We start from the raw sequence: 20303 nt of genomic DNA on the forward strand, positions 1-20303 counted from the left end.
CATGACGCCACAATTTGGCTTAGCTGCCGGAGTAATGCCCGGTGGCCAAGCAATTTTCAGAAAACGTAATCATGTTTCGTTGTATCGCCGTGGCTGGAGCCGCCATCCTCATCGTGACAAGCATGGCCAGTGCCTATGATATCTCGCCGCAGGAGCGCGCGCAGAACAAGGCTCGCCAGGACACGATCAGGGTTGTCGAACCGCAATTGCATATTGCGCGCGGCGGTGCCGCGTCACCGCAGGTGGCATTGACGCTTGATGCCTGCATGGGCAAGACCGACCACCGGATACTCGACATGCTGGTTCAGAACCGGATTCCGGCAACGATCTTCGTCACAGGCCGATGGATAAAACAGAACCCTGCCGCCGTGGCGGTTCTGAAAGCCAATACGGATCTTTTCGATATCGAAAATCATGGTGCGATGCATATTCCGGCCATCACCAATGAGCCCAGGATGTACGGGATCAAGACGGCGGGCTCGCTTGAGGCGGTCCATCTGGAGATCGACGCCGGTGCGACGGCAATCACGGATGCAGGAATGTCGAAGCCCGTCTGGTATCGCGATGCGACGGCCCGTTATTCGACCGATGCCGTCAAGCTGGCGGCAAGCATGGGCTACAAGATCGGTGGTTATTCATTGAATGGCGATCAGGGAGCCTCCCTGATGGCGCCAGCGGTCGAGCGCCGCATCGCCGCCGCCCGGGATGGTGACGTCATCATTTCGCATATCAACCAGCCGTCGCGTTCGGCGGGTGAGGGTGTGGTCAAAGGCGTGCTGGCCCTGAAGGCGAAGGGGATGAAATTCGTGCGTCTCAAGGAGGTCGAGACGACCATGACGCTCAACCCGGTCGCACCGCACAACCTTCACGCGGACGTTCCAAAGCAGGCGGCACCGAAATAGGCTGCATGACTGCTTCAGGCGCCGTTGACTTTTTCCTTCGGGGAAAGACTTTTCATCACGGCTGCGTAGTTGCGGCCTAGGCTTTCGAAAACGGCATTTTCGCCGGTCGGCGGCTCGACTGACAATGTCGTGCCGTCATTGCGCAACGTGACAAATATGACCTGGTCCTCCGGTTGCCCGGCGATGGCAATTGCCCCGATGCGTTGCGCTTCGCTGGTGTCCAGCGCCGGCATGTTGAACAGAACTTCACCGCCCACACGTTCGGCGGCCTTGGCAAGCGCGGAGTCGAAACCTTCGATCAGGACGTCGATGGCCCCAAGCGCGAACTCCAGTTCGACGGCTTCAAGCGTCATCATATCGTCTGGGGTTGTCCCGTCCGATAACGGGCTGCCATTTTGAAGGGCGCGATCCATTCCGTCCTCTCCGACGATTGCAATATCTGCCCCCATGTGCGCAATCATGCCTTCTGTTAGCGGTTGCTGCAATGCCTTTTTATTTGATTTACCTAGCTTTTTTTCACTTATTCTTAAAGCTGGTGATCTTTGCAGGCTAAGAACGCATCCCGAAAAGTGCAAAACGGTTTGCGGATGTGATGCGCGTTGAACAAACAATTGCAGTCCTGATGAGCCGTAATCTGATTGGACTGCGCCCGGGGAGGGTGCTGCCCCTAATGCGATTTGCCTTATCTATCAAGCACGCTAAACGTGTATTAGCTGTTGATTTCATAGATCGCTAAACATTGGGCCCGATAGGTTTTGATCGCGGTCAATGCTCTTTCATCCCGAATCTTCGACGTTCTCCTCATCACAAGGGAATTGGTGTCGGAGGGCACATGAAACTGATCTGGAAAGCGGCGGTCGGCGGCGCGGGTGCGCTAGCCGCAGCCTGGCTCTTTGCGCTTTCAACGCCCCATTGGCTGACGGCCCGACAGGAAAGCGCCGTCGATGTAACCGACAAGGCTTTGATCGAAAAGGGCGAGTATGTTGCCCATGCGGGCGATTGCGCTGCCTGCCATACTGCACCCGGGGGCAGGGCTTTTGCGGGCGGGCTCGGCATGCAGACGCCGCTTGGCACGATTTACTCCACCAACATCACGCCGGACAGCAAAACCGGTATCGGCAGCTATAGCTATGCCGATTTCGAGCGTGCGGTGCGGCAGGGGGTGCGGCGGGATAATGTCCATCTTTATCCGGCAATGCCGTTCGTCTCCTATACGGTCGTGAATGATGAGGACATGAAAGCGCTTTATGCGTTCTTCATGTCGAAGGTGGAGCCGGTCCAGCAGGATAACCAGCCCAGCACCTTGCCATGGCCGACCAACATGCGCTGGCCGCTCGCCTACTGGCAGCTTTTCTTTGGAAACTCGCGTCCGTTCGAAATTGCAGCGGACACTGATCCGGTGATCGCCCGCGGCGCCTATCTGGTCGAAGGGCTTGGTCATTGCGGTGCGTGTCATACGCCACGGGGTCTCGCCTATGAAGAAAAAGCGGTGAAGAACGATCCCAAAGGCAGGTTCCTCTCCGGTTCGGTTCTGGAAGGCTGGTATGCGAAAAACCTGCGCGATCAGGATACCGGTCTTTCGACATGGGCTGAAGACGAGATTGTCACCTTCCTCATGACCGGACGTACCGATCGCACCGCGGCATTCGGCTCGATGGCCGATGTCGTGCAGCATTCGACCCAGCATCTTGCGGAAGACGATTTGCGGGCGATTGCCCGCTATCTGAAATCGCTGGCGCCAAGCGAAGGTCGTGCTCGCGAATGGCAGCCGAAGGAAGACGTGACGACGGCTGCTCTCAAGGCGGGAGACTTCACTGCGCCGGGTGCCCTGTCCTATGTCGAGCAATGTTCGGTCTGTCATCGTATGGACGGTAAGGGCGCGCCGCGCATCTATCCCGCACTTGCCGGCAACTCGATCGTCTTTGCCGACGATCCAAGCTCGCTCATTCAGGTCACGCTGACCGGAGGCAGGACGCCTGACACGCCAGCGGACAGGATGGCCTTCACCATGCCGGGATTTGCCGATCTTCCCAACTGGCAGGTCGCCGAAATCCTGAACTTCATTCGCAATGGCTGGGGCAACCACGGGGCCGCCATAACAGAACAGGACATCGCGCGCATGCGGCGGGAAATTGCTCACAAGCCCGTCCACTATGTTCCGGAGAACAAGCAATGAAAACCAGTACGATTATCGTTCTTGGTGTGGGGTTTGCCGCGGCAGTAACGGGCAGTGCTTTCCTTTTCAATCATCTGCGGCCTTCGCTGGATGCTCCGGCTCCCAAGGCCTATGCGGTTCTCGACAAGGACAAGAACCAGGTCGGAACCTATGTCATTCCCCCGGACCGGGACATTCTAAAGCAGCCGAACGCGCCCGAAATCATGCATGGCAAGCGGTTGCTCAACGAGACGGCCCGGCTTCTGCCCGACAATGTCGGCAATGGCCTCAACTGCAACTCCTGCCACATGGGGCAGGGCAAGATGGACAACGTTGCATCCTATATCAACACCAGCAATTTCTATCCCGCCGTCATGCCCCGCGCGGGAAAGGAAGTCGATCTGGTGATGCGTATCAACGGCTGCTTCCAGCGTTCGATGAACGGCAAGCCGCTGCCGCCGGATGGTGCCGATATGAGGGCCATGGTCGCCTATATGGACTGGCTGCGGCAAGACGTGAAGAAGGGCACGAAGGTGGCGATACGCAATGCCGGGCCCATCGATGAAAGCCTTGTTCCCGATCCGGTCAATGGTGCGAGAATCTACGCTGCACAATGCTCGACCTGCCATGGTGCTGATGGAGAAGGCATGAAGGACCAGGCTGGCGATTATATCTTTCCGCCGCTGTGGGGCGATGAAAGCTTCAATATCGGGGCCGGACTGGCCCGCACTTACAAGGCGGCGCAATTCGTCAAATATGCGATGCCGCCTGCCCAGAACTACAATCTGCCCATCGGGCAGGGCGGTGTGCTGACCGATCAGGAAGCTATCGGCGTGTCGGAATATTTCACCCACATGCCGCGTCCTGATTTCGCCGGAAAGGTGAAGGACTGGCCGAATACGAAAAAGCCGAAAGACGCGCGCTAGAGCATTTCCAGCAAAAGAGCGAAGCGGTTTTGCGCAGGATAATGCGGCGAAACAAATAGTTAGGGCGGTTCCGGCAACTCTAGTTTTGACCGGACTCGCTCTAAACGGCGTCACCGAGGAAAAATGCCCCGCCATGCAATGCAGCAGGCGGGGCATCTGAATTTCCGCGTTGAGGTTTTGCCGAGCGAAAATCTCTCTGCTATTCATAGTGCCTGAAAACACAGAGACAGGGCGCTCTCATGATTCCATTCAACGGGAAGCGGTCTGGGCCTTTTCCGGTTTGAGACAGTTTTCCTGGGACTGCTGTCTGGGAGACCATATGAGAAAACTTCGCTACCAGCGGCGTCAGTCGCGCTCTGCGGTATGGTCGCTCCGGCTTGGCATTTTTGCAGTTGTTTTGCTTGCGATGGCATTTCTTCTGCACCGCTTCTGGAAGCTCGAGACGCCCGATCTGGTGCTGCTTGCCGGATTGAGTACCGCGCTCGCGGCACTGGCTCTGCTCTGCGCCGCAAAAGGCTTTCGCAATCTCTGGGTCAATGGCGACAAGGGCGGTGCGCGATCCTTCTGGGGCGGCCTGTTCGCTTTTGCCGTGTTGCTGCCGGTCGGGCTGGTGGCAGCACTGTGGTACACGTCCCCACCGCTTTATGACCTCTCGACCGACTTTGAGACGCCACCGCAATTTCCGCCCGACATGCCGTCACGCCTGCAATGGATGAACCCGCTGACGGTGGCGGTGAGCGGCGATGCGCTGACCCAGTTGACGGCCTATCCCGATGTGGTCGGACGCCGCTATGAAGCCGCCCCGGATCGGATCGCGCAAGGTGTCAGAACGGTTTTCAAGACATTCGGATGGCAGGTGATCGCGCATGATGCTCCCTCGCCGGAGCAGAGTGCAACGCGGTTTGTCGCAACGGCGCACAGTTTCATTCTGGGCCTCAAGAGCGATATAGTGATCCGGCTGCTCGATGAAGGCGAAACCACCTATGTGGATGTGCGTTCCCTGTCGCGTTATGGCAAACGTGACATGGGGCAGAATGCGGCCTTCATCACCGATTTTCTGGGCGCGCTGGAAAGTGAAGTCAACAAAGCTCCAGCCGACGTGGAATGATCAGCCGCGAATATAGATACTGTCGAGCGATGGGTGGTCGTCGGTCTTCACCTCTCCGCGTCCGACCAGATCTTCCAGATGCGCCAGCACGGACAGTGCTGCCGCACCATGCAGTCGCGGATCGGTATCGCGATAGATGGCCTTCACCATGTCGCCGATCGTCCTGTCGCCTTGCAGGACGCGCTCGAAGATGGCCCGTTCGCGCATCTTGCGATGCGCACGCAGGCCGCGAACGAAAGCAACTGGCTTGGTGACGGCCCCGCCATGGCCCGGCAGATAGACCTTGTCATCGCGTGCCAGCAGTTTTTCCAGCGAGACCATGTAATCGCTCATGGAGCCGTCTGGCGGTGCAACAATGGATGTCGCCCAGGCCATTACATGATCGGCGGAAAAGAGAACGCCGGTATTCTTCAGGCCGAACGCCATGTGATTGGCGGCATGTCCGGGGGTATGAATGCCTTCCAGTGCCCAGCCGTCGCCTTCGATCGTGCCTCCGTCGGCCAGTGCGATATCAGGAATGAAGTCCGTGTCGGCGCTTGCTTCGAGCATGTTCACTTCGCCCGCATAATAGGGGCGGGCGGGGCGATGCGCTCCCTCGGCCACGGTGCGCGCGCCAAGGCTTTCCTTCAGCCGCTGCGCGAGAGGTGAGTGGTCGCGATGGGTATGGCTGACGAAGATGTGGCTGACCGGGCGACCGGCAATGGCGGCGATCAGGGCGTTATAATGCGCGTCATTATCCGGGCCGGGGTCGATGACAGCCAACGTATCGGTGCCGATGATATAGCTGTTGGTGCCGTGAAAGGTGAAAGCGCTCGGATTATTGACGGTGAGGCGCAAAACGCCTTTACCCAGTTCAACCGGTTCCCCATATTGGGGCGTGAAACTGCTGTTGAAAACAAGCGCCATGGAAGCGGCTTTCCATTCTTCTTTGGTTTGATTGATGAAACGGCATAGGCCTTATATAGTCGGGTTGCAAACGTGAACAGTCACGTGCGCCGAAATCGCGTCAGGGGTCGGTTCCGGGGGGGCATTCCGGTATCTGCCGCCGCGTCAAAAGTGGAGTTGGATATGCCTCATAGAGTAAAGCCTCGCGTCGCCACCGCCTCTCTCGCTGCAGAATATCTGCCCACCAGTCAACTGGCCCGCGCTTTCTGGTTTGTGGGCCTTGCACTGATCGGAACAGCCGTTCTCACGATCTCCGCCAAGATCAAGGTCGATCTGGTCTACGTCAATGTGACGATGCAGACCTTTGCTCTTTTTGCGATTTCGGCTCTTTACGGATCGCGGCTCGCCGTGGCGACGGTTGCGCTTTATCTGCTTGAAGGCGTCCTTGGCATGCCTGTCTTCACCGGCACGCCGGAAAAGGGCATCGGCCTTGCCTATATGGTCGGCCCGACGGGCGGCTACCTCCTGTCTTATCTTGCTGCGGCCTGGATCGTCGGACGCGCCGCTGACAAGGGTCTGGCGCGCAATCCCTTCGCCCTCGGCGGTGCTATGCTGCTCGCGGACGCCGTCATCCTGCTGATGGGCGCTGGCTGGATGGCCTATCTCTTCGGTCTGGAAAAGGCCATTGCCTTCGGCTTCGGCGCATTCATCGTTGGCGACCTTGTGAAGCTGGCGCTTGCCGCTTGCGGCGTGCCCGCGATGATGTCGCTTCTGAAGCGCTGAAATTTACAGTTCTTCGCATGATGAAAGCCGGGCGATTCGCCCGGCTTTTTCTTGTTTCGGTTGAAACTGCTTCGCGATTGACAGAGACCTCTTCAACAAGCTTTGTCGTTATAAGAAATCTGTTTTATGGGGAGGATGACTTGCGCGTCGAAACTCTGGTGGTCGAACCGCTGACGAAAGAGGCTTTTGCGCCATTTGGCGATGTGATCGAGATGGAGGGAGCGGAGCTTCGTCTGATCAACAATGGCACAACGGAGCGCTACCATGATCTCGCCCGTGTCGAAGCCGCTGGCAGCGAGGCCCGGGTGCTCGTCAATATTTTCAGGGGACAATCGTTCGAAGCGCCCATCGATATCGTCATGATGGAACGCCATCCGTTCGGTTCGCAGGCATTCATTCCGTTGAACGGCAGACCGTTCCTCGTAGTAGTCGCCGAAGATGCTGACGGCAAGCCCGCCCGTCCGCGTGTGTTTCTGGCGCGTGGTGACCAAGGCGTCAATTATCTGCGCAATGCGTGGCATCACCCGCTGCTGGCGCTGGAGCAGAAATCCGATTTTCTGGTTGTCGACAGGGCAGGCAGGGAGGACAATCTGCAAGAGTTTTTCTTCTCCGATGCCATCTATCGCATCGAAACGATCACACCTGCCTGAGCATATTGAGGTAGACTTATGGGTAAACTTTCCACGCATGTTCTCGACACCGCCCACGGCAGCCCCGCAGCCGCCATGCGCATCGAGCTTTATCGGATAGCCGCCAACGGTGCGTCCGAACTCATCAAGCGCACGGTGACCAATCTCGACGGCCGCACGGATGCGCCGCTGCTCTCGGGCGACGAAATGCGGACCGGCACTTATGAATTGCAGTTCCATGTGGCCGAATATTTCGAGGGGCGCGGTGCGGAGTTGGCCAATCCGCCGTTTCTCGATCTTATTCCGATCCGCTTCGCAATTGCGGATGTCGACGGCCATTACCATGTGCCGTTGCTCGTCAGCCCCTGGTCCTACTCCACCTATCGCGGAAGCTGATCGGACTTATCCCCTCCGCCCATGACAGAAATAGACTCCTCGCATCATTCATCGCGAGGAGTTTTTCATGGACCAAACCCCAAATCTGAAATTGCCCTATATTCTGCCCAGCCAGGCGCAGAAGCACGTTACCCACAATGAGGCCTTGCGGTTGCTGGATGCTGTCGTGCATCTGAGCATCAAATCGCGAACCCGAACAGACACGCCGGAAACCCCTGCCAGCGGAGACCGCTTTCTGGTGGCTGCACCATCTGCCGGGGCATGGACCGGCAAAGACGGAACGATTGCCTCCTTTATCGATGGCGGATGGCTGTTCGTTGCGCCTGCTGTCGGCTGGCAGGCCTATGTCGAGGATGAAGCGCAACTGCTCGTTCTCGATGACAATCTCTGGAAGGGTGTTTCATCGGTCCCCGACATCAGTCCCTCTCAATGCTGGGCGTGCAGGCGACGGCCGATGCGGTCAACCGGCTCGCGGTCTCGTCCGATGCCAGCCTGTTCAACAATGCCGGGGCAGGGCACCAGATCAAGGTAAACAAGCAGGCGGTCACCGATACGGCAAGCCTTCTATACCAGACCAACTGGACCCGTTTTGCCGAAATGGGGCTGAATGGCAGCAACGATTTCAGTGTGAAGGTAAGCAGCGATGCAGGACAATGGCAGGAGGCGATCAAGATCGATCACGCGACCGGCAACGTCGCCATCGGTTCGGTCTGGCCGCAGGCCCGGCTTCATGTCGATGGTCCAATCCGCCCCGCCTCCTATGTAGTCGCGGCGCTGCCTTCCGCCGGGAGCAATGACGCAGGCGCGATCGCTTTCGTCACCGATGGTCCGTCCGGTGCGGAAATGCTCTTTTCGGATGGCGTGAATTGGCGAAGCATTCGCAGCGGCACGATAATTGCCTAGGGCATTTGCAGTCAGCCGGAATTATCTGGCTTCGAACAAATGCGGTAAATCAAAGCGATGGAGCGGAATCGCGAACCTGTGTGAGCGCGTCCGCTCTGGCGGTCTCCCGAAAGCGGCAACCGGTTTGGGGCCGGGACATGCGGGAACCACGAGACGGAACGCGGCCCCAATTTGGCCAAAAGATGTTTGTTAAGCGCCTGAAACGGCAATTGATATAGTCCTGCCGGAGGACTCATGATAACGGTGGCGAGAAATTTGAATGCTTCGCAGCTACGACGTGCGGCAAGCCGCGAAGGGATTGACTAAATTTTAGTCCCCAATAGTAGTATGAATAGCCTTATGGCGCTGGAATCGTTCCGGTATTTCTCTCCGTGGGAGAGCGGGATTACACGCGTATGAGTTTGAAATATCCATGGCAGAGACTGGCGCTTTTGCCCCGCGCCAGCAAACAGATCATCCTGATGCTGAGCGACTGTGCTCTGCTGTTGCTCAGTGCCTATATCGCGTTCGTGATCCGGCTCGGCTTCGTTTTCGTGCCGAACGAGGGACAAACGTTCCTGATTTTCATCGCGCCCGTTCTGGCAATTCCGGTCTTCATTCGCTTCGGGCTCTACCGCGCCATTATCCGCTATCTGGCGGAACGTGCGATCTGGCCGATTTTTCAGGCCACGGCCATTGCCTCGCTGTTTTGGGTTGCGCTGGTGTTCCTGATGGAACTCTACGGCAGCGCGGGCCTGCCGCGCTCGGTTCCGCTGCTCTATTGGCTTTTGAGCACCGTTTTCATCTCGGCAAGCCGGTTCGGTGCGAAGTGGCTTTTGCGAAGCGCTGAATCCGACAAACGTTATACGAGTTCCGCATTGATCATTGGCGTGGGCGAGCCCGCGCGCCAGCTCGCAACTGCGCTTCGCAGTCATAGCGACACATTGGTTGTCGGCTTTGTCGATCCTGATGGTCAGCTCAACGGCATGGATATCGTGGGACTGCGTGTCTACGGTGTGGAAGACATTCCCGCCCTGATCGAAAACTACGGCATCAAGCAGGTGGTCGTATCGGAACCGGGGCTGGAACAGAAGCAGCGCCAGGATTTTGCTCGGCTTCTTGGGCGCCTCCCAGTCAACACGCGCATTCTTCCGCCGATTGCCGATCTGACGGCGGGCAAATATCTGGTCAGTTCGCTGCGCAATGTTGAAATCGACGACCTGCTTGGACGCTCGCCGGTGCCGCCGGACGCGGCATTGTTGCGTGAAGTGGTCGAGGGCCGGCGCATCATGGTGACGGGGGCTGGCGGATCGATCGGCAGCCAGCTTTGCTGCACCATTGCGCAATGGAACCCCGCCTCCATCGTCCTTTTCGAATCAAGCGAGTTCGCGCTTTACAACATCGACAGGCAACTGAGACAGATAGCCGGTTGCGAGATTGTGCCTATCCTCGGCACGGTGAGCAGCCGCGAATGCGTCGAGAAGGCCATTCGCGATCACAATGTCGATACGGTCTATCACTGCGCGGCCTACAAGCACGTGCCGCTTGTTGAAAAGAACCCGTTGGTCGGCATCTTCAACAATGTTTTCGGCACGCTGGAAGTGGCCCAGGCGGCTCTTGCGACGGATGTCGAACGCATGGTCCTCATCTCGTCCGACAAGGCAGTACGGCCAACCAATGTGATGGGCGCAACCAAGCGCTGGGCCGAACTGGTCGTATATTATTGCGGTATGCTCGCCGAGCAGTCGGGACAGAAGAAGGCGTTCTATTCGGTGCGTTTCGGCAATGTGCTGGGATCGAACGGTTCGGTTGTCCCGCTATTTCATGTCGATCAAGGAGGCTGCCGAGCTTATCGTGCAGTCCGGTGGCATAGCCGCATCCGGCGACACGGTACTGCTGGAGATGGGCGAACCGGTCAGGATTCGCGATCTGGCAGAGAACATGATCCTGCTGGCAGGGTTGACCGTTCGTAATGAAGAGAATCCGCACGGCGATATTGCCATCGAGGTGACGGGAATTCGCGAAGGCGAGAAGATGTACGAGGAACTCTTCTACGATCCGTCACTGGCGCAGCCGACGCGCCATCCAAAGATCATGCGCGCGCCGAAAGGCAACAAGGCAGCCGTGGATGTTCCAGCCAGCCTTGCCGCACTGCGCATTGCGATGGAAAGCGGCGATGTCGATGCGGTCCGCAAGGTTCTGTTCAACGTTATAGCTTCCTGAAGCGCCCTCGGAAATCCAGCAGCAGAACCAGCGTCGCGACGACTGCCACGAGCAGGAAGGCGACCTGCGTGATTGTGTTGTCGAGAGCGAGCAACGCAATGGCGCAGGCGATGAGAACCAGATTAAGCAGCGCCACATGACCGACGACGTTCAGCACGCTCCAGCCCGAGCGCTTCGCTGTCTGGTACGCATGCTTGGAATGCGCTTTCAGGATATTCTCGCCCTGGCTCAACCGCATCACGATGGTCGTGCCTGCGTCGAGAATATAATAAAGCGGCACGATCAGCGCGACGACGATATGGGTTTCGCGCGCAAGCAGGATCAGCGCCATGCCTGCAATCAACCCAAGCGGCAGGCTTCCTGAATCACCCAGAAAAATCGTGGCTGGCGGGCGGTTGAACAGTGCGAATCCCAGAATTCCCCCTGCCGCGATAATTGCGATGCCGCCGCTCTCCAGCCCGGAGAGACCAAGGGCGGCCAGAATGCCGATGCCAGCCAGCGGAATCCCTATGCCTGCCGCGGTCATCAGGTCGAGACCATCCATGAAGTTGGTCACATTGATCGCTACGATGAGCGCAATGACGAGGAGCGCAGCCTCCAGCCAGTGCGGAAAAAGCTCCGGCAACAGCCGGAAATCCGGTCCCAGACCGTAAACCGCGAGCCCGGCAGCGATAAACTGCGACCCCAGCCGGACAATTTCCGAGAGCTCGTAGCGGTCATCCAGCCCTCCGACGATCCAGAGCAATAGCGATGCTCCCGAAAGACAGAGCGTCAGTTGAGCGTTGACTTCCAGATCCGGGGCGAAGATCAGCAACGTCGCAATGATTGCGGGAATGAGTGCCAGCCCGCCGATTTGTCGCGCCACTGTGGTATGATTGGAACGCGAACTCATGCGGGCCGCAAGAAATCGCTCGGGCAAGAGCCGGTTCAGCAGGTAGAGACCGATGCCGCATAAGGCGGCGCTCACGAGAAATGAGATCAACAGAAACAGCATAGCGAACACCGAGAACACAGTTTTCATAGGAAGTAGCAGCTTTGAAGCGGGACGCAAATCTACGGTTTCGCTTTATGTGACGGCCAGTAGTCCTGGAGCATGTCTCCCGAAAGTGGGAACCGGTTTCGCGATAAGGACATGCGTGAAAACTGGAGTTTGAAGCATGCCACTTGAATAGGATAAAGCGCGAATTGCTTTGGTGTTGAGAACGTTCTTCACGGAGGCTGTAAGCTTGGGCGGGATTTCGTGATTAGGCGATTGCGCTCCGGTTTCGAAGCGGCTATAAGGCCGCGCAACCGATTGCTTCGGTTTGATTTGTTGGGGCGTAGCCAAGCGGTAAGGCAGCGGTTTTTGGTACCGCCATTCCCTGGTTCGAATCCAGGCGCCCCAGCCATGAAACACTAACAAAATCCAATTCCTGTTGTTCTTGTTCAAATAGGCCTCTATTCCATCTTGTGTGGAGGATGCGCGCTTAATGGCAGTGCTCCGTTTCTTTTTTCGAATGTTCCCCCGACAGGGACTCGATCTTAACAAAATTACGCAGACATACTGTGCCGGTTTTTCGATGCAAAATTGCCTCTTTCGCTATTTCTCTTCGTTGCCCTGAAATAGCGCCAGAATGAGGGAACCCTAAATGCGCCATATTCCAGAGTAACGACGGAGTTGACTTAATGGTAACATTTCTTCAATTACGCCCATTGGATTGACAAATATATTCGAGAAAGTGGCAGTCGTGACAAATAAGAGATTAGCCCGGGAAACATCATGAGTATCGAGATATCTGGAGCGAGAGTGTCCCACGACGTGGTAGCGGCAGAGCCAACCAAAGGGCCAAAGGTTGCCATTAGTGACATTGTGGAAGCTTTGTCCAAATATCGCCTGGCGTTGATTTTTGGATGGCAGGACGTCGCGCAGCGTTACCGGCGCTCTAGGGTGGGGGCTTTCTGGCTAACCTTGAACATGGCCGTTTTTATAGGTGCGCTGGGTCTTATCTTTGGAACGCTTTTTCAAAGTGAGATGCGTGAATTTCTTCCGTATCTGTGTGCGGGCGTTATTACTTGGGGTTTTATATCGACTTGTCTGAATGAGGGATGCACGACGTTTACATCTTCGGACGGAATTATTCTGCAAGTTCGGATGCCGCTATTTACGCATATCATGCGTGCATTGTGGAGAAACATAATTATTTTTGCTCATAATATTGTTATTTTTCCTGTCCTTCTCCTTATTCTGGGTCGGACGATTGGCTTTAATGTGCTTTGGGTAATTCCTGGGTTTATTTTGCTGTGTCTCAACCTGTCTTGGATGATGCTTATTCTTGCTGTTCTTTGTGCTAGATTTCGCGATATGACGCAGGTGGTTACGAACATTTTGCAGGTATTATTTTATGCCACCCCTATTATGTGGATGGTTAAGATACTGCCAGACCACGTTTCCCGAGCATTTATCGAACTGAACCCGTTCTATCACTTCATCGAACTCGTGCGCGCACCGCTATTTGGTTCACCGCAATCGTTGCTCGATTGGACCTTTGGTTTTGCTTGCGGGATGATTGGCTGGATCGTCGCGATCCTATTCTTTGGGCGGTATCGCTGGCGTGTAGCGTATTGGTTGTAGAAAATGAGTTTGATTCAGCTTCAAAATGTGAGTGTCGAATTTCCTATCTATAATTCGACCAGTCGTTCGCTCAAAAACAGAGTTCTCAGCATTGCTACGGGTGGGAAAATTGAAAGACGAAGTGATCGTTTGGTTATCGTGCGAGGTCTTGACAATGTGTCCATGACGTTCAGGGATGGTGATCGAGTTGGTCTGATAGGTCACAATGGCTCGGGGAAAACCACATTGCTGCGTGTCTTGTCTGGCATCTATACGCCGACACATGGAAGTTCAGTCATCAACGGCAATTGTGTATCCCTGATCAATATAAATCTGGGAATTGACCCGGATGCGACAGGGCGGGAGAACATTCGTCTGCGCTCCGCTATGATGGGAATGCCGCCCCACGAAATTGCGGAAAAGTTTGAACAAATCGCTGACTTTTCTGGGCTCGGAGAATTTTTAGATGTTCCTTTCCGAACATATTCGTCAGGTATGCAGCTAAGATTAGCATTCGCAACCTCAACGGCGGTTCGACCTGAAATCCTGATCATGGATGAATGGCTTTCGACGGGTGATGAAGACTTCAAGGAGCGCGCTAATGCGCGTATGCGCGAGTTGGTCGACTCCACAAAGATACTCGTCCTCGCGAGCCATTCAAAAGACCTGATGAAGAAAAACTGCAACAGAATAATTTGGCTTGAACACGGTCAAGTCAAAATGGATGGCTCCCCTGAGGAGGTGTTGAAGACCTACTTCGGCGAATGACAGAATGAACCTGTTGTTTGACTGGTGTAGGCTTGTTGAATGCCTGACAGTTGATGCTGCGTTTTTCCAGTATGTGAATCTTTCCTTATTATTGCAGGGTACCAAAAAGCCATGCCGAAATTCGTCAGTCGCTTGAGACAGATAACCAATGCACTACGCTATCTGGCTCGGGGAGACATTTCAGGATTGTTTAAGCGCGTGAAATGGTACGGGCGCGAATATAATCATGTCAAATTACGTAGACGACTTGCGAACGGCAACGGTATAGTGTGGGGAATTCTTTGTACTCCCCACACCCTTTTTATCGCCCGGGCAATATCTGAGCGTTTGGCAAACCATGGGATAGAAAGTGAAATCGTAACAGACTCTCCTAAGAGTTTTGATCATGATTTTTATATCGTCTTGTGTCCGCAAATGTTTAAGTATCTTCCGCCGGCAAGTAAACGTGTCATATTCCAGCTTGAGCAATCTGTTAGTTCAAGATGGTTCACGCAGAAATATATGAATGTTTTAACAGAATCACTTGGGGTGCTAGAATATTCTTTGACGAATATTGATTTCTTAGCCAAGAATGGCCTGAAATACCCGAATGTGCATTATCTGCCCATTGGAGCAGCGCGTGATGAAGACGATGAAGGCAACGCAACACAGAAAAAATATGACTTTGTGTTCTATGGAGATAGCTTAAGTAGCGATAGACGCCGAATATTTCTTGAGAGGCTGAAAGAGAAGTATAGTGTCAAGATATGCAATGATCTATTTGGCGATGAAATTTACGCCATTATTAAAGAATCGAAGGTTGTTGTCAATATTCATTACTATGAAGGCGCTCTGTTAGAAATGCCTCGGATATGCGAGTGTATCTCATTGGGTGTGCCGGTTCTTTCTGAGGGGACATCCGATCAGGATGAGTATCCAGAACTTGAAGGTGCCGTGAAGTTCTTTGATGAGGGGTCCATCGACAGCATGATGGCCCGCGCGTCAGAAATGCTCAACAATGTTGAAACGATCAGCAGGGCTCTTGAAGGAGCTGTTTCGGTCAGTGCCGCCCGGTTCAATTTCATGTTTGATCGCTTTCTGGTGGCGATTGGAGTTGTTTCAGCCGATGTTATCCTCAATCGTCCGATTTATGTGGCTCGAAAGAGTGATTTTTTTGCCCTCTCGCTGCCCGAAACGATAGAACGGCGCAGGATAATAACCCAGTCGTTACCGGATGGTTGTGAGTTGTTTGACGGCATTCGTCATAACTCGGGGTGGATTGGCTGTGGAAGCAGCTTTAATGCTTTATCGCGATACGCGCTCGCGAATGAAGTGGGCAGACTGACTGTCATTGAAGATGATGTCGAGCTTCCGGATAATTTTAATAGTATTCTTTACGAGATCAATGAGTATCTCGATAGGCGTAAATCAAGATGGGACATATTTTCTGGCTTAATGGCTGACGTTCATCCTAAAGCTAGGGTCATCTCGGTTGATAAATATGGCGGGCGAACTTACGTTACCATCGACAAGATGACCAGTACGGTGTTCAATATATACAATGAACATTCGCTAAAGCTATTGTCGCAATGGGATCCGCTGAATACCGATGCTGTCACGAATACGATTGACAGGTATCTGGAACGGCAGGAAGACGTTCGGGTCGTTGTTGCCGTGCCATTTTTGGTTGGCCATAAGGAGAATGTGACGTCGACGCTCTGGGGTTTTGAAAACGAGCGTTACACCCCAATGATCGCGGAAGCGCAGCGAAAGATAGAAGCGCTGGCTCAGGAATGGTATCGCTGGCGTCAGTGATAAAGTGATTACTTATTGGTTTAGCTTTTAAGCTAGTCAGAATTTTTGTCGGGAATGGCAGAGTTTCCATCTTATACCTGCATAACGAAGGTAAATCGATGATTGCGATATTAATACTACAAAATCATATTCCGAATTCAAGCAAAGATTGCACCGAATATCCATTATAATAGGGAAAATAATGCAGATATGGCTCCCTGCCGGTTATCAAAGGATTGCAGTTACTGTAGGAATGGTAACCGCGACAAAACGTCAGAATGAGGACATGAGATGATAAATCGTGCTGAGAGGCGGGTTCAAAATGATGGGGCGCCAACCATCGGACACGATAAACTCGATCAAGAGAAGCTTCTTCGTGAGAATCAAACGCTTCAATCTGCTTTGGGCCATATAGTCAAAAAGGTGGCGGACCAGGAGGTGAGCTTCAGGGACGCTCTATCGCGCAGTTCCGCTTGGGGGGCAATGCAAGAGCAAAGAGCCGCGCGCGCAGTCGCTCAGCTCGAAGCTATTCAGCGTAGTCTATCGTGGCGTTTGGTAAGTAAAATAAACAGGGGGCTGGATAGATTTCCTTGGCTGCGGACTTTTATAAAGCGATGTGTGAAGTTCGCAGTGTGGACTATCGATGGACAGTTACCCTCAAAAATAAAGCAATTTAGAGCCACTCGAAAGTTTCGAACAATCACGAACGCTGAGATGGTTGCCGATGATAATGTAGAGATAAGCTCACTTTTTGTGGACACAACTGTATTGCCAGCTTCTCTTCTGGATAACATCCTTTCATTTATGAAAGAGAATGGACCAGTTAATTTGGTGCTGGCACTTAATTTCTATGCGGGAGGTGGAGCTGAATCGGTAGCAATCGACTATGCTAAGGCATACGCGCATAACCATAAGGACAGTTCCGTACTGATCATTTTAACAGACAATGGCCCGAAACGGACACTTCCCCAGCTACCCAAGAATATAGTGGTCGTGGATTTAACAGATCAAGTGGAAGGGGTGTCCGCTCGAGAGGACTATCTATTCCTACTGATGCGTTTAGTCCCCTTGAAGACTTTTCATATTGTGAATTCTATTGTTGCATTCGATCTGCTCAAGCGGCTTCCGCAGTCATTTCTCTCCGAGATAAATGTGGTGGCGAGCGTTTTTTGTTTGCAGTTTGATTCCATGGATGACACGAAGATTATCGGATATGGACAGGATTTCCTTCCACCAAATATCGATAAAATTGATTGTGTCGTTACAGACAATCAAATGTTCGCGCTCGAAGGTCCGCTCAGGCTAGGTCTTCCGGAGCATGCCAGAAAGTTCAAAGTTGTTTACAATAAATCCAAACTTGATCAGACAATGAGTGTCGACACCTCACTGGGATTGTTGAATAGCCGCGTTCTTCAGGAACAATCTGGTGCGAGATGTAAGGTGCATTGGGCCGGTCGCCTTGATAGACAGAAGCGACCTGATCTGTTGGCTGAAATCGCGGCGCTGACTGAGGATTTTTGCGATTTCCAGGTATTTGGTGGTTCAGTTGTCGATGGAGATTACGAAGCCCAATTGAAAGAGAGGAACAACATCAGTTTGTGCGGCCCTTACCGGAACCCTACAGAATGGGATATTATGGGCAAAGGCAACGTGTACCTGTTCACCTCACGGGAAGAAGGTATGCCTAACGCACTCATTGAGGCTGCGTACTTGGGCTATCCGATTGTTGCATCTAATGTCGGTGGAGTTGGAGAACTTGTAAACTCCAAGACCGGATGGTCCATTGATAAATTTGCTCCGGCTGAAGCTTATGCTGAAGCGCTGAGGCACATTTTTCGCGATCAGGCCGAAGCCAAGATTCGAACAGAGCGCCTTATTAAGCTGGCGCATGGACGACACAATGAGCAATCTTATCTCGAAGCTCTTGAAAAGATTCCTGGATATGAGCGAGCGTAGTGGAAAAATGAACTCTGTCAGCGTGATTATTCCCTACTATAATCAGGGAAAATATCTTCACTCCGCTGTGCAATCAGCATTGTCCTCCTATGAAGGCGATCTAGAGGTGCTTGTCGTTAATGATGGTAGCACTGAGGGGCACGCCAAACATTATTGCGACCAAGCTCAAAAACTCGACCCTCGTGTTAGGATCATTCATAAAGAGAATGGCGGGCTGTCATCGGCGAGAAATGCCGGCATTCGCGAAGCAAAGGGTACGTATATCCAGCTTCTCGACTGCGATGATGTATTGTTGCCAGGAAAGATCCAACGGCAGGTTGATCAGCTGCAATGTTCGAGAGACAAACTCGTCTCCGTGTGTGGCTATTATACCGCGAACGAATGGCTGCGAAATTTACGGGATGAGACACATTCCATAAATCGGTTTCCCTTTACGGTAGAGAGCTTTCTTTTCCAATGGGAACGCGGTTTCTCAATACCGATACATTGTGGGTTGTTCCACCGGTCGGTTTTCGATGATCTGTTTTTCGAAGAGAAGCTTTATGGAAAAGAGGATTGGTTATTCTGGTCAATCTTGGCGGGCAGGCAGCGAAATGCCTTCATATATTGTCCATTCGTAGGTGTAATTTATCGCTTGCATGAGAGTGGTATGACGCGCTGCCTCGATAAAATGGGTGAATCGTGGGTAGAGGCATCAAAAATTCTCGACAAACTCTACGCTCCTCAATTTCCGAGCTTTGCGAAAGCATCAAGTGATTGGCATCTGAATTTCTATAAAGGCAGTAGGTTATCAGACGATGAAAAAAATCGCCCACACGTCAGTAGTTCCAATTCTGGCCGGGGTGGAAAAGCGCAAAGGCAGGATTATCGCTCCCATCGGGCAGCCACTCTGATAAAGCAGAGTGGGACAGCATCGAATGATACGCCGCTTATTTCGTTTGTCGTGCCGGTGTTTAATCACAAAGCATATCTGAAGCAATGTATAGAATCCATAATCAATCAGAAAACAACGGTTCCCTTTGAAGTGGTTGTTGTTGATGATAGATCTACACAGGAAGGCGTAATCGATGCGTTGCGTGCTATCGATAGCGGCTCTGTTCTATTTAAAGTGTTCCAGAATGATGATAATTATGGAATATCGCTAACACAAAACATAGCTGTAGAGCAATGTTCTGGAGAGTATATCGCTTTCGTAGATTGTGATGATTATATTCTGAGTACAGCTGTTGATGAGATATCCCAAGTGATCGCAGAAACATCGGCCGACTATATTTTTACCGATAAGAATCATGTGGACGAAAGCGGACACTTCTTATCCCGCTCTGATTATGGCGGGTATCCTTGGATCAAGCCTTCGGGCTCAATTGAAGATGATGTTTTACTGGGAATGGTGGCCTCTCATCTAAAGGTCATCCGACGCAAGATCTATTTAGCGCTTGGGGGATGTGATAATAATTATTCTGGAGTGCAGGACTGGGATTTTGCGTTACGCACTATTGGTGAAGGTAAATTCCATTATTTGAATAAAGCACTCTATAGTCACCGGATACATAAAAATTCCGTCACCAGCTCTGGATCGGTAACGCAATTCTGGATGACCAATGTTCTGCGAAGAAAGTATCTGGAGAAATCTAGCATAAATGCTGAGGTGTCAGCGATGATGGAAATAAACAAAATTAGCACCGATGGCATCCGATACATATCCGAACTATTTAAGGAAGGAGTCCGTTACACGTTCCGGACAAATGAATTCTCCCTTTCAGATGATCAAGTCGATATGTTACGCGAGTTCAATACGTACTTTGATAGAATTTTCGTATCAGCCGGAGATGCCGCATCGCTGATGGGGTATCTGTGGGATCATAAGATCGTGCGAGGGTTCTAACGTAGTCATCTTGGCCTTGGATGTTGCTACGATTCAATGGCGCTGAGGCCAGATGCTATAATAATCGGTTTTGAGATTAGAGGCGGAAAATTCCGAAATCGCGTGTGATGCTTATGGCGTCCACGCGTTAAACTCATTGTCCACTTTCTCGAATGTGAACTCACCCTTATTTGGAAAATAGAATACACTCCCCGGCTCCCAGGTTTGGTAGCGATTGACCTGCCACTGAGAATTTCCTCCAGAATGGATTAGATTCCGGCCCAATAAAGGACGGACGAATGAAGAAGCAGCGATTTACGGAAGAGCGGATTATTGGTAACGGCCCGATTGCTACCGCCTGTTGAAGCAAAGCCTCGTGACGTAAGACACGTCTTTAGCGACGACGTTAATGACGTGTCTTGAGATTGAGGTAGACGATGCGGATGGAGATACTGGGTCACGA

15 protein-coding genes, 1 tRNA gene and 2 pseudogenes are annotated in these 20303 nt (G+C 53.0%); 15 read left to right on the forward strand and 3 right to left on the reverse strand.

The genetic code is table 11. The features are described from left to right. Positions 1-71 precede the first annotated feature (71 nt). The gene (locus F9K78_RS11430; protein WP_151682203.1) at positions 72-902 is read left to right on the forward strand and encodes a polysaccharide deacetylase family protein; all 831 of its coding nucleotides are present in this window, start codon (positions 72-74) and stop codon (positions 900-902) included. 14 nt (positions 903-916) lie between these two features. Here F9K78_RS11430 and F9K78_RS11435 read toward each other — a convergent pair whose 3' ends face one another. Further along, positions 917-1315: a hypothetical protein gene (locus tag F9K78_RS11435; protein WP_006473135.1), complete on the reverse strand. Its 399-nt coding sequence runs from the start codon at positions 1313-1315 to the stop codon at positions 917-919. Positions 1316-1734: 419 nt separating this feature from the next. On the opposite strand from F9K78_RS11435, the gene F9K78_RS11440 reads away from it, so the two are divergent. From F9K78_RS11440 to F9K78_RS11450, 3 genes are all read left to right on the forward strand, one after another. Continuing rightward, entirely contained in the window at positions 1735-3078 is a 1344-nt protein-coding gene (locus F9K78_RS11440) for a c-type cytochrome (protein ID WP_151682204.1), read from the forward strand. After that, on the forward strand, positions 3075-3983 hold the full coding sequence (locus tag F9K78_RS11445) for a c-type cytochrome (RefSeq protein ID WP_151682205.1): 909 nt from the start codon (positions 3075-3077) through the stop codon (positions 3981-3983). Before F9K78_RS11440 ends, F9K78_RS11445 begins: the two co-directional genes overlap by 4 nt. 319 nt (positions 3984-4302) lie before the next feature. Then, entirely contained in the window at positions 4303-5091 is a 789-nt protein-coding gene (locus tag F9K78_RS11450; protein ID WP_151682206.1) for a DUF1499 domain-containing protein, read from the forward strand. On the opposite strand, the gene F9K78_RS11455 is transcribed toward F9K78_RS11450, so the two are convergent. Continuing rightward, positions 5092-5997, reverse strand: a complete 906-nt coding sequence (locus F9K78_RS11455) for an MBL fold metallo-hydrolase (RefSeq protein ID WP_151682207.1) — start codon at positions 5995-5997, stop codon at positions 5092-5094. 162 nt (positions 5998-6159) lie between these two features. On the opposite strand from F9K78_RS11455, the gene F9K78_RS11460 reads away from it, so the two are divergent. From F9K78_RS11460 to F9K78_RS11480, 5 genes and pseudogenes are all read left to right on the forward strand, one after another. After that, positions 6160-6759, forward strand: coding sequence for a biotin transporter BioY (locus F9K78_RS11460; protein ID WP_151682208.1), 600 nt, complete (start codon positions 6160-6162; stop codon positions 6757-6759). A gap of 140 nt (positions 6760-6899) precedes the next feature. After that, positions 6900-7409 (forward strand): ureidoglycolate lyase, encoded by a 510-nt coding sequence (locus F9K78_RS11465; RefSeq protein ID WP_151682209.1) that lies wholly within the window; start codon positions 6900-6902, stop codon positions 7407-7409. 18 nt (positions 7410-7427) lie between these two features. Continuing rightward, a complete protein-coding gene (gene uraH / locus F9K78_RS11470; RefSeq protein WP_006466277.1) occupies positions 7428-7784 on the forward strand; it encodes a hydroxyisourate hydrolase in 357 nt (118 codons plus the stop codon). Between the two features lie 67 nt (positions 7785-7851). After that, positions 7852-8687 (forward strand): annotated as a pseudogene (locus F9K78_RS11475) (DUF2793 domain-containing protein). Between the two features lie 395 nt (positions 8688-9082). Then, positions 9083-10889, forward strand: a pseudogene (locus F9K78_RS11480) (polysaccharide biosynthesis protein). On the opposite strand, the gene F9K78_RS11485 reads toward F9K78_RS11480, so the two are convergent. After that, on the reverse strand, positions 10876-11883 hold the full coding sequence (locus F9K78_RS11485; protein WP_151682210.1) for an MraY family glycosyltransferase: 1008 nt from the start codon (positions 11881-11883) through the stop codon (positions 10876-10878). The pseudogene F9K78_RS11480 and the gene F9K78_RS11485 sit on opposite strands and share 14 nt — an antisense overlap. A gap of 319 nt (positions 11884-12202) precedes the next feature. On the opposite strand from F9K78_RS11485, the gene F9K78_RS11490 reads away from it, so the two are divergent. The 6 genes from F9K78_RS11490 (at position 12203) to F9K78_RS11515 (ending at position 19861) form a co-directional block, all read left to right on the forward strand. Continuing rightward, a tRNA-Gln gene (locus F9K78_RS11490) sits at positions 12203-12277 on the forward strand. A 371-nt stretch (positions 12278-12648) separates the two neighbouring features. Next, positions 12649-13500 carry an ABC transporter permease gene (locus F9K78_RS11495; protein WP_151682211.1) on the forward strand — a complete coding sequence of 284 codons (852 nt, stop codon included), beginning with the start codon at positions 12649-12651 and terminating at the stop codon, positions 13498-13500. 3 nt (positions 13501-13503) lie between these two features. Next, complete coding sequence (locus tag F9K78_RS11500) at positions 13504-14247, forward strand: ABC transporter ATP-binding protein (RefSeq protein WP_151682212.1); 744 nt, start codon at positions 13504-13506, stop codon at positions 14245-14247. 111 nt (positions 14248-14358) lie between these two features. Further along, a complete protein-coding gene (locus F9K78_RS11505) occupies positions 14359-16041 on the forward strand; it encodes a CgeB family protein (protein ID WP_151682213.1) in 1683 nt (560 codons plus the stop codon). Between the two features lie 270 nt (positions 16042-16311). After that, positions 16312-17976 carry a glycosyltransferase family 4 protein gene (locus tag F9K78_RS11510; RefSeq protein WP_151682214.1) on the forward strand — a complete coding sequence of 555 codons (1665 nt, stop codon included), beginning with the start codon at positions 16312-16314 and terminating at the stop codon, positions 17974-17976. Further along, complete coding sequence (locus F9K78_RS11515; protein ID WP_235925414.1) at positions 17921-19861, forward strand: glycosyltransferase family 2 protein; 1941 nt, start codon at positions 17921-17923, stop codon at positions 19859-19861. The genes F9K78_RS11510 and F9K78_RS11515 overlap by 56 nt, the downstream gene beginning before the upstream one ends. The last annotated feature ends 442 nt before the right edge of the window (positions 19862-20303 follow it).

The sequence above is a fragment of the Brucella pseudintermedia genome (assembly GCF_008932435.1).
Taxonomy (GTDB): domain Bacteria; phylum Pseudomonadota; class Alphaproteobacteria; order Rhizobiales; family Rhizobiaceae; genus Brucella; species Brucella pseudintermedia.